16 protein-coding genes are annotated in these 16,569 nt (G+C 61.9%); 6 read left to right on the forward strand and 10 right to left on the reverse strand.

Annotated elements, in window-relative coordinates; genetic code table 11:
• Positions 1-29: 29 nt before the first annotated feature.
• Complete coding sequence (locus GH663_RS15780) at positions 30-779, reverse strand: electron transfer flavoprotein subunit beta/FixA family protein (RefSeq protein ID WP_153132659.1); 750 nt, start codon at positions 777-779, stop codon at positions 30-32.
• A 115-nt stretch (positions 780-894) separates the two neighbouring features.
• Between GH663_RS15780 and GH663_RS15785 the strand changes: the two genes are divergently transcribed.
• Complete coding sequence (locus GH663_RS15785) at positions 895-1,506, forward strand: TetR/AcrR family transcriptional regulator (protein ID WP_153132660.1); 612 nt, start codon at positions 895-897, stop codon at positions 1,504-1,506.
• Here the strand turns inward: GH663_RS15785 and GH663_RS15790 are convergent.
• From GH663_RS15790 to GH663_RS15825, 8 genes are all read right to left on the reverse strand, one after another.
• Positions 1,503-2,111 carry an ABC-type transport auxiliary lipoprotein family protein gene (locus GH663_RS15790; RefSeq protein WP_153132661.1) on the reverse strand — a complete coding sequence of 203 codons (609 nt, stop codon included), beginning with the start codon at positions 2,109-2,111 and terminating at the stop codon, positions 1,503-1,505. The genes GH663_RS15785 and GH663_RS15790 overlap by 4 nt on opposite strands.
• Position 2,112: 1 nt before the next feature.
• Complete coding sequence (locus GH663_RS15795) at positions 2,113-3,039, reverse strand: MlaD family protein (protein ID WP_153132662.1); 927 nt, start codon at positions 3,037-3,039, stop codon at positions 2,113-2,115.
• 9 nt (positions 3,040-3,048) lie between these two features.
• The gene (locus GH663_RS15800) at positions 3,049-3,804 is read right to left on the reverse strand and encodes an ABC transporter ATP-binding protein (RefSeq protein WP_153132663.1); all 756 of its coding nucleotides are present in this window, start codon (positions 3,802-3,804) and stop codon (positions 3,049-3,051) included.
• A 2-nt stretch (positions 3,805-3,806) separates the two neighbouring features.
• Complete coding sequence (locus GH663_RS15805; protein ID WP_246181610.1) at positions 3,807-4,907, reverse strand: ABC transporter permease; 1,101 nt, start codon at positions 4,905-4,907, stop codon at positions 3,807-3,809.
• On the reverse strand, positions 4,904-6,406 hold the full coding sequence (ppx, locus tag GH663_RS15810) for an exopolyphosphatase (RefSeq protein ID WP_153132665.1): 1,503 nt from the start codon (positions 6,404-6,406) through the stop codon (positions 4,904-4,906). Before ppx ends, GH663_RS15805 begins: the two co-directional genes overlap by 4 nt.
• A 132-nt stretch (positions 6,407-6,538) precedes the next feature.
• Positions 6,539-8,431, reverse strand: a complete 1,893-nt coding sequence (locus GH663_RS15815; protein WP_153132666.1) for a propionate--CoA ligase — start codon at positions 8,429-8,431, stop codon at positions 6,539-6,541.
• Positions 8,432-8,483: 52 nt separating this feature from the next.
• Positions 8,484-9,596, reverse strand: a complete 1,113-nt coding sequence (locus tag GH663_RS15820; RefSeq protein WP_153132667.1) for a GGDEF domain-containing response regulator — start codon at positions 9,594-9,596, stop codon at positions 8,484-8,486.
• A gap of 1 nt (position 9,597) precedes the next feature.
• Complete coding sequence (locus GH663_RS15825; RefSeq protein ID WP_153132668.1) at positions 9,598-10,593, reverse strand: oxidoreductase; 996 nt, start codon at positions 10,591-10,593, stop codon at positions 9,598-9,600.
• A 121-nt stretch (positions 10,594-10,714) separates the two neighbouring features.
• On the opposite strand from GH663_RS15825, the gene GH663_RS15830 reads away from it, so the two are divergent.
• The 3 genes from GH663_RS15830 to GH663_RS15840 all read left to right on the forward strand — a co-directional run bounded on the left by GH663_RS15830 (position 10,715) and on the right by GH663_RS15840 (position 12,984).
• Complete coding sequence (locus GH663_RS15830) at positions 10,715-11,221, forward strand: C40 family peptidase (protein WP_153132669.1); 507 nt, start codon at positions 10,715-10,717, stop codon at positions 11,219-11,221.
• A 109-nt stretch (positions 11,222-11,330) separates the two neighbouring features.
• Positions 11,331-12,335, forward strand: coding sequence for a Fe(3+) ABC transporter substrate-binding protein (locus GH663_RS15835; protein WP_153132670.1), 1,005 nt, complete (start codon positions 11,331-11,333; stop codon positions 12,333-12,335).
• Positions 12,336-12,405: 70 nt separating this feature from the next.
• Positions 12,406-12,984, forward strand: a complete 579-nt coding sequence (locus tag GH663_RS15840) for an ankyrin repeat domain-containing protein (protein ID WP_153132671.1) — start codon at positions 12,406-12,408, stop codon at positions 12,982-12,984.
• Between the two features lie 25 nt (positions 12,985-13,009).
• Here GH663_RS15840 and GH663_RS15845 read toward each other — a convergent pair whose 3' ends face one another.
• Positions 13,010-14,665 carry an ABC transporter permease gene (locus GH663_RS15845; RefSeq protein ID WP_153132672.1) on the reverse strand — a complete coding sequence of 552 codons (1,656 nt, stop codon included), beginning with the start codon at positions 14,663-14,665 and terminating at the stop codon, positions 13,010-13,012.
• Between the two features lie 30 nt (positions 14,666-14,695).
• Here GH663_RS15845 and GH663_RS15850 point away from each other — a divergent pair, with 30 nt between their 5' ends.
• Both GH663_RS15850 and aat read left to right on the forward strand, forming a co-directional pair.
• Positions 14,696-15,847 (forward strand): ABC transporter ATP-binding protein, encoded by a 1,152-nt coding sequence (locus tag GH663_RS15850; RefSeq protein ID WP_153132673.1) that lies wholly within the window; start codon positions 14,696-14,698, stop codon positions 15,845-15,847.
• Between the two features lie 15 nt (positions 15,848-15,862).
• The gene (gene aat, locus GH663_RS15855) at positions 15,863-16,567 is read left to right on the forward strand and encodes a leucyl/phenylalanyl-tRNA--protein transferase (RefSeq protein WP_153132674.1); all 705 of its coding nucleotides are present in this window, start codon (positions 15,863-15,865) and stop codon (positions 16,565-16,567) included.
• Positions 16,568-16,569 lie beyond the last annotated feature (2 nt).

The raw sequence follows: 16,569 nt of genomic DNA on the forward strand, positions 1-16,569 counted from the left end.
GTGTTCGGCGATGACGAGAATGGTCATGATCAGATCACCTTGGCTTCGTTCTTGAGTTTGTTGACGAGTTCGGCGACGTCGGCGACCTTGATGCCGGCCGAGCGCTTGGCCGGTTCGGCGACCTTGAGGGTGGTCAGGCGCGGGGTCACGTCAACGCCGAGGTCGGCCGGCTTGACGGTGTCGAGCGGCTTTTTCTTGGCTTTCATGATGTTGGGCAGCGTCGCGTAGCGCGGTTCGTTTAGGCGCAGGTCGGTGGACACCACGGCCGGCAGGCTGAGGGCCAGGGTTTCGAGGCCGCCGTCGATTTCGCGGGTGACCGTGGCCTTGCCGTCGGCGATGACGACTTTCGAGGCGAAGGTGGCTTGTGGCCAGTTCTGCAGGGCGGCGAGCATCTGGCCGGTCTGGTTGGCGTCGTCGTCAATGGCTTGTTTGCCGCAGATGACGAGTTGCGGTTGTTCCTTGTCGCACAGGGCCTTCAACAGCTTGGCGACGGCCAGCGGCTGCAGCTCGACGTCGGTCTCAACCAGGATGCCGCGGTCGGCACCGATGGCCATGGCGGTGCGCAGGGTTTCCTGACAGGCGGCGACGCCGCAGGAGACGGCGATGACTTCCGTGGCGATGCCGGCTTCTTTCAGACGCACGGCTTCTTCGACGGCGATTTCGTCAAACGGGTTCATGCTCATCTTGACGTTGGCCAGGTCGACGCCCGATCCGTCCGCCTTGACGCGAACCTTGACGTTGTAATCAACTACCCGTTTTACGGGGACGAGAATTTTCACTAGTCTCTCCTTAACCTTCAGTTAGTTATCCTGCCATTATCCACCTGTTTGACAGATGGCAAAGCAATCCGCACAATGACCATACTGTGTCGTATGGAAAAGCGTACGGTAGCGTATGGAAAATATAACTGTCAAGCCCCAACCTCGAGCCGCGCGCCGCAAGCCCGTCTCATCACGCACGCAACTCGACCGCAATGACTGGGTCGAGGCGGCTATTGACGTGCTCGCCACGGAAGGCGTTACCGGCCTGCGCGTCGAAGTGCTGGCCAAGCGCTGCGGCGTCACCAAGGGAAGTTTCTACTGGCACTTCAAGGATCGTCAAGACCTGCTGGCTGCCGTCCTCGAACGCTGGAAAGAAGGACGCATTCGCGACATCGAAAAAATAACGACGGTAGCTCCCGGTCAGGAGCGCGATCAGCTGCACTACGCCATCGAGGTTTATGGCGCCAGCCGCAATCGCAAGGGGATGTCGATCGAGCTGGCCGTCCGTGATTGGGCCAGACATGACAGCCTGGCGGGCAAGATCGTCGAAGCGGTTGACCTGTATCGACTGGAATGCACGCGCAAGCTGTTTGTGGCGGCCGGAATGTCCGACGCCGAAGCCAAAAGTCGCAGCCTGCTGCTTTACGCCTGCGTATTCGGACTATCCCTGATGCATTACAGTCCGTTTGACGACAATCTCAGCGACCTCAAGCAACGTATCGCTGAACGGATTGTCTCCGGTTAAAGCTGGCAGCTACGTAGTTGGCCGGCAGCGGCCGACTCTTTTTCCCAATCATTGATTGCTGCGGTCAACTGCCCGACCAGGGCCGTTAACGCCCTGACGCCACCCTGAGCATCGGCACTGGCAGCTACCCGCTCAAAGTGAATGGGCTGTTCGGCCAGCCGAGTTCGTGACTTGTCCAGCCACTGGACGCGTCCATGAATCTGCGCCCGGCTCACTGAAGGCGTCTCGAAAACCTGGCTGAATTCATCAATTTCCAGACGCACAACGCAATTGCTTCGCCCTTGCCCGGCCGATACCAGCCCCAGATCGCGCATCAGGCCCAACTGGATCATCTGGGCGGGTGGTCCAGCCCAGCGCGCCCGCGCATATTCGCGCAATCTGGCGGGATCGCTGTAGGCCAGGCGATAGTTGATCCCCAGCGTATCGAACCAGAGTGGCGCCCTGACCTCAACGGCCATCGGCGACAGGCGTTGCGATCGATCGATCTTGCGCTCAAGACCGGGGCCCAGATCGTAAATAGCCACGGGCGCATCGCCGCCCCGCTTGCCAGCGGTAAAACAGGCGCTCAAGGACAAACTCAGCATGATGATGGCGAAGCGACGCATATTATTTCGCCCCTTCCACCGAAAAACCAGCCTCACCCGGCCCCGGCGGCATGGCCGGGGCGCCGAAGACCAAGCCTTGCGGCGAATCTTCAAGAATGCGCAGGACCCGGCTCAACTGGCGCGAGGTTAGCGAAAAATCACTGGCCAACTCGTTCAGGCGGGGCATCAGGGCGGATGCCCCGCCGGCCGAAGCATCGCCAATCGCCACATCGAGCTTGTCGGTCGCCTGCTGCATCTTGCCGATCAGTTGCCGGGTATCCGACAACAACGGACCCACCTCACCGGCGGCCTGACTCAAACTTTTGACATTCTTGTCATCGAGCAGTTTCTTGACCTGCACCAGGGTGCCGTTCAGGTTATCCAGCGCCGGCTTCATGCTCGCCGAAGCGGCCTCCAGGTTGACCAGGGTTGCCGTCAGATGCTGGCGATTTTCCTCGCTGAGCATGGCATTCGCGCTGGCCATCAGTTGCCGGGCCTGACGCAGCGTGGCGGTGCCGGTCTCGCCCAGCTCGTCGAAAAGGGATGGAATCATCGTAATCCGCGGCGGCTTCTCGTCGTTCGGCTCGAGCGGTTCCAGATCCTTGCCGGTTTCCAGCAACAGAATGTGAGCCAGGCCGGTCACCCCCTGGTAGTTCAGTTTGGCGATGGTGCCGCGGGTCAGTGGCACATCCTCGCTGACCGAAATGGTGACCAGGATATTGCTGTAATCGTCCGGATCGAGCCGGATATCGGTGACCTTGCCGACCCGGATACCGCGATAGCGCACTTGCGCCTGCGGATTGAGGCCGCCAATATTTTGTTTGGTGACGACGATGTAATCGTGCGTATCTTCCTTGCTACCGCCCAGCCAGTAGATGGCCAGAAAAGCAGCCACCCCGAGCAGGATGACGAAGAGACCGGCGGCAAAGGCGTGGGATTTGTTTTCCATGAAGGCTTATTAAAGCAGTTTCCGGCGGTCGGCGCCAAAAAAGCCGGTGACGAAGGGATGATCGACGGTCATCACCTCGTCTTTCGGGCCAAAGGCGATGATGTGCTGATCGGCCAACACGGCGACATGCGTTGCCAACCCGGCCAGGGTATTGAGATCGTGGGTGACCATGACGACGGTCAGCCCGAGCTCCTTTTGCAGCGAGCCAACCAGGTCGACGAAGTTCTGGCTGCGATCGGGGTCAAGACCCGACGTCGGCTCATCGAGCAGCAGCAGTTCCGGCTCCAGCGCCAGCGCCCGAGCCAGCGCAACGCGCTTGATCATGCCGCCGGAAAGCTCGGCCGGCATCAGCTTGCCATGGGCCGTTTCGAGTTCGACCATGGCCAGCTTGAGGTGCACCAGCCGGCGAATCCAATCTTCGTCGAGGCATTTTAGTTCGCGCAGCGGGAAGGCAATGTTGTCGAACACCGAGAGGGCCGAAAACAAGGCCCCTTGCTGGAACAACATGCCCAAACGGCGGCGCACCGCACGTTGCTTGAGCGGGTCGGCGTGATTCAGGTCGAAACCAAACAGGCGAACACTGCCCGCATTAGGGCGCAACAGACCGAGCATCTCGCGCAGTAGCGTGGTTTTCCCGCTACCCGAGCCGCCGAGCAAACCGACAATTTGCCCCGCCTCGACCCGCAAATTCAGATCGCGATGCACGTGACGGCCGGCAAACAGCGTATCGATGCCGCACAGTTCCACCACCGGTGCCTGGCTCATTGCTAGGGCACCCCGATGTGACGGGTAAAGACGGCGAAGATGGCATCGACGAGAATTACCGTGGTAATTGCCGTCACCACGGCACTGGTCGTATTGGCCGACAGACTCTCGGTGTTCGGCTTGACGCGCAGCCCGAAGTGGCAGGCAACCAGGGCAATGACAAAACCGAAGACGAGGCCCTTGCCAAGGCCGATCAGCAGATTGGAAACCGGCACGGCGAGCGGCAGGTTTTCCAGGAAATAGACCAGTGAAAGGTCCAGTTGCAGCATCGCCGCCAGCATGCCGCCAAACAGCGCGACACCGGAGGTCCACAGCACGATCAGCGGCATGGCTGCGGTCAACCCAAGAATTTTGGGCAAAACCACACGAATGCTGCGCGAAATGCCCATCGTCGACAGAGCATCGATTTCCTCGGTCACCCGCATGACGCCGATCTGCGCCGTCATCGCCGAACCGGAACGCCCGGCGACCAGCACGGCGACCAGCACCGGCCCGAGTTCGCGAATGATCGAGATACCGAGAATATTGATGATGAACAGATCGGCGCCAAAGCCTTTCAATTGCAGCGCCGAAAGGTAACTGATCGTCACGCCGATCAGAAAACCGACCAGCGCTGTTACCGGCAAAGCCTGGGCGCCTGCCTTGTAGACGTTGGCAGCGCATTCCTTCCACGGCATATCGGCCGGGTAGCGCACAAGGTGAATGAGGTCGAACAGCAACTGGCCGAACAGGGCGATCATGCCGCGCAGGTTGGCGACAGCCTTCAGTAGCAAGGCCCCGAGAAAGACCGGCAGAATGAACGGCCGGCTCGGTGGCGGCGGCATGTCGTGCGGCAGTTCGGCCACCCGGCCCAAGACTTGGCGATGCAAATCGGCGATCAGCAAGTTCTCCGGCCAGGCATTACCCCAGGTCCGCCAAAGGAGGACGGCGGCCGCGCTATCCAGCCGGGTCAAACCCGACAGATCCCACTGCTGGCTAGCCGCCGGCTGCGCCGTCAGCCGGCTCTGCAGATCAGCCAGTTCGGGCAGCATGGCGGCCAGCGTCCATTGCCCGGCCAGCACGACTTTCCCCGGCTCGACGTGCAAGCTGGGGATGCCGTTCACAAACTTTTCCCTGGCGCACGCGACTTGACGAGATATTCCCGCCCGACCTGCCGCCAGACGGCGGCCTCCTCGCCCAGCGCCGCGGCCGTCCATGGATTGGCGGCCAACCAGTCGGCCGGCAGTTCCAGCGCAAAGCCGGTACCGTTCATGCGCACCCGCCAGGCCGGCAGCGCCCGATCGTCGCGGGTGCGATGCAGCAACACCGCCAGCCGCAAACAGAAAACCAGCCGCCAGGCACTGTCTACCGCAGGAATCCCCCCCAGTTTCTCCAGCTTGCCGCGGTGGCCGAGTACCAGCATGGCCAGGCGCGCTTGGTCCTTCTTCGAAAAGCCGGGCATGTCGGCATAGGTCAGGATGTAGGCGCCGTGCTTGTGGTAGGCGTTGTGGGCGACCGAAATGCCGATCTCGTGCAGGCGCGTTGCCCAGGACAGGAACTGCACATCCGCCTCGGCCGGCGAACCGTCGGCCAATTGCGTCAAGGCCGAGAGAGCCGTCGCCTCGACCCGCTCGACCTGATCCGCCTCGGCCTGGTAACGGCGGCGAAACTGCGCCACCGTCGAGTCGCGCATGTCGTGATGATGAAAACGGCCGAGCAAGTCATAGAGCACGCCCAGGCGCAGCGCGCCGTCGGCATAGGTCATGCGCTCGATGCCCAGCTCCTCGAAAATCGCCGACATGATGGCGATGCCGCCCGGCAGCACCGGCAGGCGATCGCCCTTGACGCCCGGCAGATCGAGCGCCTCGGCCGACCCTGCCTTGACCAGCAGCAGACAGAGCTTGTCCAGCCCCTCGCGGGTGATGCCGCTCTCGCCGTTCGGGTTCATGTTGTTCATTTCCAGGATATCGGCGATCGCCCGCGCCGTCCCCGACGAGCCGACCGCTTCTTTCCAGCCCAGACGCTGGTAATCGTGGGCGATCAGTTCAATTTCCTTGGCCGCCGCAATCTGCGCCTCGCGCAAACGCTTCTTGTCAATTTTGCGATCCGGAAAAAAGCGCAGCGTGTAGCTGACGCAGCCCATGTAGAGCGACTCCATCAGCTGCGGATCGTGTCGCTTGCCGATGATGAACTCGGTCGAACCACCGCCGATATCGACGACCAGGCGCTTGTGGGCGACTGAAGGCAAGGAATGCGAAGCACCGATATAGATCAGTCGCGCCTCTTCGCGGCCGGCGATGATTTCGATCGGAAAACCGAGCGCCTCCTCGGCCAACGGCAAAAAATCCATCGCATTCTTGGCGACGCGCAAGGTGTTGGTCGCCACCGCCCGCACCGCCCCGCTATCCAGACCGCGCAAGCGCTCACCGAAGCGGCGCAGCCCCTCCAGTGCGCGCGCCTGCGACGGCGCGTCAAGACGCTTGTCGGGAGTCAGGCCGGAGGCGAGTCGCACCGGCTCCTTCATGGAGTCGAGGGTATAGATCTGGTCATCGACCACCCGTCCGACTTGTAGACGGAAGCTATTGGAACCTAAATCGACAGCGGCAACGGTTTCGTAAATCATCGGTTTGAAACAACGGGAAAGGTAGCTCTGGCGGCCATTCTAACACCCTGCCCCGGCCCGGATTCCGACAAGGCAGGCGCAAAAAAGCCCGCCGGTTTTGGCCGGCGGGCTTTTGACGAACGGCAAGGGCGTTTAGCTGGCCAGCGCGTTCTTGATCTGCTCCAGCGTGGACGGATCATCGATGGTCGTCAGATCGCCCGGGTCGCGGCCTTCAGCCAGCGCCTGCAGCGAGCGGCGCAGCATCTTGCCGGAACGGGTCTTGGGCAGGCCGGTGACAAAGTGCACGCGGGCCGGACGGCCGATCGCACCGAGAATGCCGTCAACCGTGCCGAACACTTCCTTCTCCAGCGCCTTGACCAACTCGGGAGTGGCGACCTTCGAAGCATCCTTGACCACGGCAAACGCCATCGGCACCTGGCCCTTCAGCTTGTCCTCGACGCCAACCACGGCCACTTCGGCAATCGCCGGATGGTTCTGGATCGCTTCCTCGATTTCACGGGTGCCCAGACGATGACCGGCGACGTTGATCACGTCGTCGGTGCGGCCGAGGATGGTGAAGTAACCGTCGTCGTCCTTGATCGCCCAATCGTAGGAGGAATAAACCAGCGGCTCCTTGAACAGGGTGAAGTAGGTGCTGACAAAGCGGTCATCCTGCCCCCAGACAGTACTCAGACAGCCCGGCGGCAGCGGCGGGATCACCGCGGCAATACCCTTTTCGTTGGCGTCGCAGACCGAACCGTCCTCGCGGAAAATCTGCAGGTTGTAGCCGTAGACCGGGAAGGACGGCGAACCGTACTTGATCGGGGTCTTTTCGACACCCGGCAAGGCGGCCAGCATCGGCCAACCGGTTTCGGTCTGCCAGTAGTTGTCGATGACCGGCTTGCCGAGTTCGGTCATGAACCACTCGTGGGTCGGCTGATCGAGCGGCTCGCCGGCCATAAAGACGTGCTTTAGCGACGACAGGTCGTACTTGTGCATGAAGGCCGGGTCCTGCTTCTTCAGCACCCGGGCGGCGGTCGGCGCCGAGAACATCACGGAGACCTTGTACTTCTCGACAATCTGCCACCAAATCCCGGCGTCCGGACGTAGCGGCGTGCCTTCGTACATCACGGTAGCCATGCCGGCAATCAGCGGGCCGTAGATGATGTAGGAGTGACCGACCACCCAGCCGATGTCCGAGGTCGAGAAGAAGGTTTCGCCCTCGCCACCGCAGTAGATATGCTTCATCGACGAAGCCAGTGCCACGGCATAACCGCCGGTGTCACGCTGGACGCCCTTTGGCTTGCCGGTGGTGCCTGAGGTGTACAGGATGTAGGACGGCTCGGAGGATTCCAGCCACTCGCACGGCACCTGGGCATCCATGAACTGGGTGCGCAGGGTAGCGTAGTCGACATCGCGGCCGGCCACCTTGTTGAATTCCTTGTCCAGACCACGGTCGACCATCAGCACCTTGGCCGGCTTGTGTTCGGCCAGCTCGATCGCTTCATCGAGCAGATGCTTGTAGGGCACAGCCTTGCCGCCGCGCATGCCGGCATCGGATGAAACGATCAGTACCGGCTTGGCATCGTCGATACGGGTCGCCAGCGAACCGGAAGCAAAACCGCCGAAGACCACCGAGTGGATGGCGCCGATGCGGGTTGCCGCCAGGATGGCGAAGGTTGCCTGGGCGATCATCGGCATGTAGATCAGGACGCGATCACCCTTCTTGACGCCGAGGCTCTGATAGATCGCTGCCATGCGCTCGATTTCGCGCTGCAGTTCGGCAAAGCTGTAGACCTTCTCTTCGTCCGTTTCCGTCGAAATGAAAATCAGCGCACGGTCGTTCGGACGCTTGGCCGCATGACGGTCAACCGCGTTGTGACAGAGATTGGTCTTGCCGCCGACGAACCACTTGGCAAACGGCGGACGCGAATAATCGCAAACCTGGGTGAACGGTTCCTTCCAGTCGACAAGCTGGGCCTGCTCGGTCCAGAACTCATTCGGCTTTTCGATGGAATACTGGTGAAACTCCTTGTACGTCGCCATAAAACTCCCTCTAAAAAGGTTTTCCTGCACAACAGAAATTCGAGCGGCCTAGTTATTTTTTCGTCGCACGCTCGTTCAAACGGCGTTCGATCTCCGCCAGAGGCAGAGCCAAACCCAATTCTTGGTCCATCAACTTCAATAGCGGCAGCAACTGTTTGCCCAAGGCATCCAGATGCGGCAAGACGGCCTGTGTCCGGTTGGCAGTCAGCAACTCGAGGGCATGGTGCAGCGAAATCGTCCGCGTTGCTGCAGCCGCCCCCCCGGACTCCGTCCGATTGCCCCCCGACTGCATGGCCTCGCGCATACGCTGCCCGGCCAGATCGAGCAAGGAAGCCGCCGAAGTGACTTGGTCCAGCGGTATGCCGGCAACTCCGATACTGACCGTCACACCAACGCTCTGTCCCTGAACGGAAAGACGCGCCACTTCAACCGCCTGCCGAACACGGTCGGCAAAAGTCACACAAAAGCTCAGGGCGGTGCCTGGTGAAACGACAGCGAACTGGCCGGCGCCAAAGTGCCCGAGGCTGTCTTCCTGACGCATCTTGCCGGCCAGCATCTTGGCGAAGCGATTGGCAATCTGCTCGGCGACGGCTTCGCCAAAGCGCTCGCCCAGTTCAGCAAAACCATCAAAACCCAGGACCATCACACTGGTTCCCACCCCGTGCCGCGCCGAATGCGAAAGCGCCTGCGCCGCCTGCAATTCGAGGTATTTCCTTGAATAGAGGCCGCTGGTCGGGTCCTGCACCATCGACTCGCGCCCGCTATCGAGGTTTTCCTGGGCACAGGTCAAGGTCAGCAAATTGTTCAGACGAACCAGAATTTCCGCACTGCCGACCCCTTTGGTGATGAAGTCGGAAACCCCCATGGCCTTGGCCTTGGCACGCTCCTCTTCGGTTTCCTCACCGGAAACGAGAATGAACGGCAACTGCTGCAAGCGGCGCAACTTGGAGGTGCGCACCCGCTCCAGCAACTCGTAACCGGTCAGCTTCGGCATTTGCAGATCGGAAATCACAGCCTGGATTGAATGATCCAGTACCAGCGTTTGCCACGCCGCCTCCCCGTCGGACTCCTCGCGCACTTCGTAATGCCCGCGCAGGTGCTGGGACAGCGAAGCCCGCACCACCCGGGAATCATCAACAATCAATACGTGCGGCAGGTCGGCCATTTCAGGCTCCGCCGATTTCCACGACGACTCGCCCCTTGGCCCGACCGGCGACAAACTCGGTGAAAGTCGCCGGCAATTCTTCAAAACCGATGCGCCGCGCCATTGCAGCCAGGTGCGGTGGTCGCAAATCCCCGGCCAGACGCTGCCAGACACCCTGTCGGTAGGGCTCCCGGATATACCCGGAATCGACGCCGAGCAAAGAGACGCCGCGCAGAATGAAGGGCGCAACCGTGGTGTTCAAGGACATGCTGGCCGCCAGGCCGATGCTGGCGATTGTGCCGCCCTGCTCCATGGTGCTGGCGATCCAGGCCAGAATATCGCCGCCCAGATTGTCGACCGCGCCAGCCCAGCGGGCTCGGTCGAGCGGGCGAATCTTCGTCAGGTCGAGGCTTTGCCGCAGCATGACCTCGGCCGCCCCCAGTTCGCGCAGGTAGTCGGCCTCGCTTTCCTTGCCAGTCAAGGCGACGACGTGATAGCCCAGCTTGGCCAGCATATCGACGGCCAGACTGCCGACGCCGCCGGTAGCGCCGGTGACGATGACCGGTCCCTTGTCGGGCCGCAGACCATTCTCTTCCATGCGGACGATACCCAGCGCCGCAGTAAAGCCAGCGGTACCGAGCGCCATCGCATCGAACAGCGACAGGCCGGCGGGCAATGGCACCACCCAGTCGCCGGGGACACGTGCGATTTCGGCATAGCCGCCATGATGCGCGACACCGATATCGAAACTGGTGGCGATAACCTGATCGCCCGGCTTGAAACGCGGATCAGCGCTGCTGATGACGACACCTGACAGGTCGATCCCGCCGACACACGGAAAGCGCCGGATGATCTTGCCGGCACCGGTCGCGGCCAGCGCGTCCTTGTAGTTGACGCTCGAATAGGCGACCCGGATGGTGACACCCCCGGCATCCAGCTGGCTTTCATCCATGCGGACAAAACCGCTGCTCACCTTTCCGTCACGTTCCTCAATCAGCAGTGCATTGAAGGACTCCATAGCGCTCCTCACTCCTCGGGAAATAAATTGTATTCATAATTACGGATTATGAACATAGTTGCAGTCGCTGATTTTTTCAGCATCTTTACAGGTCAGTGTTTTTGAAATACATTCGCGAGCTATGCATAAAGTTCTAGCTTCCATATCGCTTTCCGTCGCCCTTCTGGCCGGCGGTATCGGCGCGGTCTCCGCTGCCGAGCAGGTGCGCAAGGAAGAACAACTTTCCTTCCTTGAACGTTACACCAATGCTGCACAGGATGTCATTCTGCAAGGTCTGAAACTGGTCGGCGTCCGTTACCGCCTGGGCGGCAACGACGAGAGCAGCGGCCTCGACTGCAGCGGTTTCGTGCGCCTGGTCTTCAAGGACAGCATCGGCGCCTCCCTGCCGCGCACCGCCCAAGAGATGAGTGAAGTCGGCCAGCGCGTTGACACCAGCCAGCTCAAACCGGGCGATCTGGTGTTTTTCAACACCATGCGCCGCACCTTCTCGCATGTCGGCATCTATCTTGGCGACAATCATTTCATGCACGCCCCGCGCACTGGAGCCGAAGTTCGGGTCGAGAGCATGGAAAGCAGCTACTGGGTAAAGCGCTACAACGGCGCCCGGCGAATCATCGACGGCAACTGAGCGATGCGGCGATTACGCCGCATTTTTTTCGCCCACTTGCAAGAACGGTTCTCATTTGCATACACTGGCGACTTCATCAAATCTGCTGCATGCCACAGGAGTCTGCCCCATGAAGTTGAAGCTGTCCCTCGCCGCGCTCGCCATCATCGCCACCTCGGCCCAGGCAAGCGAACTGAATCTGTATTCGGCTCGCCACTACCAGACGGATGAAGCCCTTTACGCCAACTTCACCAAACAGACCGGCATCAAGATCAATCGCATCGAAGGCAAGGAAGACGAGCTGCTGGAACGTATCCGCAACGAAGGCAGCAACAGCCCGGCCGACATTTTCCTGACCGTCGATGCGGCGCGCCTGGCCAAGGCACATGAACTGGGCCTCTTTGCGCCGGTCGCCTCGAAGACGCTGGAAACGCGCATTCCGGCGCATCTGCGCACCGAAGACTGGTTTTCCTTCTCGACCCGGGCCCGGGTCATCGTGTACAACAAGAGCAGCGTCAAGGCCGAAGATGTCCAGAATTACGAAGACCTTGCCAACCCGAAACTGAAGGGCAAGTTCTGCTCGCGCTCCGGGTCGCATCCGTACAACCTGTCGCTGATGGCCTCGGTCATCGCCAACCAGGGTGAAGCCAAGGCCGAGGAATGGGCCAAGGGCATGGTGGCCAATTTTGCCCGTGCCCCGAAGGGTGGCGACACCGACCAGATCAAGGCGGTAGCGGCCGGCGAATGCGGCGTCGCTGTCTCCAATACCTACTATGTCGCCCGACTGCTGCGGTCGACCAAGCCGGAAGAGCAAAAAGCGATGGAAAAAGTCGGCATCATCTGGCCCAACCAGAAGACGACTGGCACCCACATCAACGTTTCCGGCGGCGGCATGCTGAAGACCGCCCCGAACAAGGCCGCTGCCGTGCAGTTCCTCGAATACCTGGCCTCCGACGAAGCCCAGCGTTATTTCGCCGATGGCAACAACGAATGGCCGGCCGTCGATAGTGTCAAGGTCGCCAACCCGGCCCTCGACGCACTGGGCAAATTCAAGGCGGACAAACTACCGGTCAAGAACCTCGCCATGTACCAGGCCAAGGCCCAGATCATCTATGACCGGGCCGGCTTCAAGTAAGCCGTGAGGACTCGCCAAAGGGCAAGCGATAGCCTAGACTCTTCCTGGTTTTCTCCATGAAAATCAGGAAATGTCAGGCAAGAATCTTTCCCCCAGCCAATTGATTGCCGCCATCCGCAGCGGCAATCTGCCGGCCGTCAGCAAGGCCCTGGACGACGGCGCCAACATCGAAGAAACGGACATGCACGGCCAGCCCGGCCTGCCTTTGCGGACCGCCTGTTTCAGCGGCAATCTGGAAATTGTCGGCGAACTTATCCGCCGCGGCGCCAACGTCAATGCGCCGGGCAGCGACGGCCCGGGCATGCCCTTGCGACTGGCCCGGCGCGCCGGCCACCCGGAAGTGATTGCCCTGCTCGTCAAGCACGGCGCGGAAGTTCCGCCCGATGTGCCAGTCGACCCGCAATTGCTGTTCAATACCGCGCACCTCGAACTGCTACCGCTCGATGCGCCGGACCCCGAACTCCCAGTCGCCAGTACCGTCGAAGCCGAAGCCGAAGCCGACACGGAGCACTTCAACATCATCGAAGACATCGACATCCCGGCCAGTTACGGTACCGATACCAATCTGCTGACCATGGAACTGCTGCGTTTCAACGAAAGCAACACAACAGCAAACGCGCCCCCCGGCCGCCAAAGGCCAGAGTCCTAGACCAACGACGGCGTCAGCCGCCGCGTCAGTTGGCGCTGCTGGAACTTGCCCGGCGCGACGCCGAAATCTGCCGCGACAAGGCGATCAGCGGCAACAGGCCGACCGCGACGATGGCCAGTGCGGCGGTGGAGGCCTCGGCCAGGCGCTCGTCCGAAGCCAGTGTATAGGCCTGCGTCGCCAGCGTATCGAAATTGAAGGGGCGCATGACCAGCGTGGCCGGCAACTCCTTCATGACATCGACGAAAACCAGCAGGCCGGCCGTAAGCAGGCTACCGCGCAACATCGGCGCATGCACCCGACGCAGCGTTTCGCTTTGGCCGAGTCCAAGGCTGCGCGCCGCGTCATCCATGCTCGGCGTGATCTTGGCCAGGCTCGATTCGACGGTGTGCAGCGCCACCGCCAGAAAACGCACCAGATAGGCGTAGATCAGCGCGGCAATACCACCAGTCAGCAGCAGGCCTGGGTTGTAGCCAAACCAGTGCAGCCATTGCCCGGACAGCCAGTTGTCGAGCCGGGTCACCGGGATCAGCACACCGACCGCGATCACCGCCCCCGGCACCGCGTAGCCGAGGCCGACCAGGCGATTCAGGCCGTTGGCGAAGCCGCTTTTGGCCAGGCGTGCGCCGTAGGCCATCAGCAAGGCAAGCAGGACGCCGATGATCGCCGTCATGCCGGCCAGCACGAAGCTGTTGCGCGACAGCATCAGGAAACGCTCGCCGAACTGGGCATCGCCTTCGGTCAACGCCATCTTGAGCAGCAAAACGGCCGGCAGGATGAAACCGAACAACAGCGGCAGCGCACAGGCCAGCGTCGCCAGTAGCGCCTTGATTCCATGCAGTTGCGCCCCGGCCATCGGGCGATTGCGGCCGGTCGTGTTGTTATAGCGGGCCCTACCGCGCGACACCCGTTCCGCCATCAACAGGAAGAGCACGAAGCCGAGCAGCATGGCGGCCAGCTGGGCGGCGGCGACGCGGTCGCCGAGCGAGAACCAGGCGCGGTAGATGCCGGTGGTGAAGGTGTTGACTGCGAAATAGGCGACTGTGCCGTAATCGGCCAGGGTTTCCATCAGCGCCAGCGCGACGCCGGCGACGATGGCCGGCCGGGCCAGCGGCAGCGAGATGGCGAAAAAGCCGCGCCACGAGCCCATACCGAGCGTCCGCGCCGCTTCCAGCATGCCGCTGGCGCGCTCGATAAAGGCGGTGCGGGCCAGCAGATAGACGTAGGGATAAAGGACGCAGACGAACATCATGATCGCCCCGGGCAAAGTGCGGATGTCCGGGAACCAGTAGTCGCCGTGTTCCCAGCCGAAGGTGTCGCGCAGCGCCGTCTGCACCGGGCCGACGAATTGCAGGAAATCGGTATAGACGTAAGCCATGACATAGGCCGGCATGGCCAGCGGCAGCACCATCGCCCATTCGAAGATGCGGCGGCCGGGAAATTCATGCATCGCCGTCAGCCAGGCGGTGGCAACGCCGATCAGCCCGACACCGCAGCCGACCCCGAGGCACAGCCACAGGGAATTCAGGATGTAGTCCGGCAACACGGTGTGGACCAGATGCGCCCAGGTGTCGCTGGTACCGCCAACAAAGAGATTGAGGCCGACGCTGGCGACTGGCAGTCCGGCCAGCAGGGCGACGACGAATCCGACAAGCAACAGGGGCGAATATTGGGCGGTACGCATACGTGTGAATGCGAATTATAATCGACCGCTATGGCACAACTTCAACTAAATGGCGTCATACAGCGCTACGGCAAGCACACCATCGTCGATGGCGTTAACTTTTCGCTGGAAGCGGGCCAGATCGCCTGCCTGCTCGGCCCGTCCGGCTGCGGCAAGACGACCTTGCTGCGCTGCATCGCCGGTTTCGAAGATGTCGCCGGCGGCGAGATCCTGCTGCACGGCCAGGTGGTCAGCCGGGCCGGCCAGCGGGTGGCTCCGGAAAAGCGGCGGATCGGCATGGTCTTCCAGGACTACGCGCTGTTTCCGCACCTGACCATCGAACAGAATGTCGCCTTCGGCCTGGGCCGCAAGCAAACCGAAGATGTCCACCTGCGCGTCCGCCAGTTGCTGGCCACGGTCGGCCTCTCCGGCCAAGGGGATAAATATCCGCACGAACTGTCCGGCGGCCAGCAGCAGCGCGTCGCCCTGGCCCGCGCCCTCGCCCCGCGGCCGGAACTGATCCTGCTCGACGAGCCCTTTTCCAACCTCGATGTCGGCCTGCGCGAGCGGCTCTCGGTCGAAGTCCGCGAAATCCTCAAACGCGAGGGGTCGACCGCCATCATGGTCACCCACGACCAGCACGAGGCCTTCGCGATGGCCGACGAGATCGGCATCATGTACGAGGGCCGCATCCAGCAATGGGACGTCCCCTACAACCTATACCACCGCCCGGCCAACCGCTTCGTCGCCGATTTCATCGGCCAGGGCGTGCTGGTGGCCGGCACGGTCGGCGACAATAACAGCGTGCGCATGGAACTGGGCACGCTGATCTCCGACACCCCGGTCGAATGCAGCGAAACCTGCACCGACTGCGACAACGGTTGCCGCGTCGACATCCTGCTCCGCCCGGACGACATCGTGCACGACGACAACAGCCCGGTGCAGGCCGAGGTGCTGCACAAGGCCTTTCGCGGCGCCGACATCCTGTACACGCTGCGCCTGGCCAGCGGCACCGAAGTGCTGTCGCTGGTCCCCTCGCACCACAATCATGCGCTGGGCGAAAAAATCGGCATCCGGCTCGATGCCGACCACGTCATCGCCTTCAAGAAGCATGAGGAGTGTGACGACCCGGCCTGCGAAATCAAGCTCGAACAGCAGGCTGCCAAGCCGATCACCTGGCTGGCCGAAGACAGCGCCCGCTAAGTCCCTGGCCGCAGCATGATTCCCTTTCTCGGTCCGCTCGACCTTTTTCCGCCGGTCGAGGCTGCCCGCCGGGACATGGGCGGCCTGCTCGCCGTCGGCGGCAATCTGGCGCCGGACCGCCTGCTCGACGCCTACCGGCAGGGCATCTTTCCGTGGGGCACGGTCGAGGGTCATCCGCTGTGGTACAGCCCGGACCCGCGCATGGTGCTCTTTCCCGACGAGTTCCGGCTGACCCGCTCGCTGCGCAAGACGCTGCGCAGCGGCCGTTTCGAAGTCCGCTTCGACAGCAATTTCGCCGGCGTCATCGGCGCCTGTGCCGCGACACCGCGCCCCGGCCAGGATGGCACCTGGATTTCGCCGGAGATGATGAACGCCTACTGCCGACTGCATGAACTTGGCTGGGCGCATTCGGTCGAAACCTACGACGAAGGTGATCTGATCGGCGGTCTATATGGCTTGGCCATCGGTCGCATGTTCTATGGAGAGTCGATGTTCTCTCGCCGGAGCGACGCCTCGAAGGTCGCCTTCGCTCACCTTATCCGTCACCTTGTGGCTCACCAGTTCGGCATGATCGACTGCCAGATGCGCACCGAACACCTCGCCTCGCTCGGCGGCCGGGAAATTCCCCGGGCCGCCTTTCTTGACCGTCTGCAGGCCTTGACCGGCAGCGGCAGCGAGCGCACGAACTGGGCGACCGCCCCTGCCGTTTTCGACTGGTAAGC

The sequence above is a fragment of the Dechloromonas hortensis genome, assembly GCF_009469765.1.
Classification (GTDB): domain Bacteria; phylum Pseudomonadota; class Gammaproteobacteria; order Burkholderiales; family Rhodocyclaceae; genus Azonexus; species Azonexus hortensis.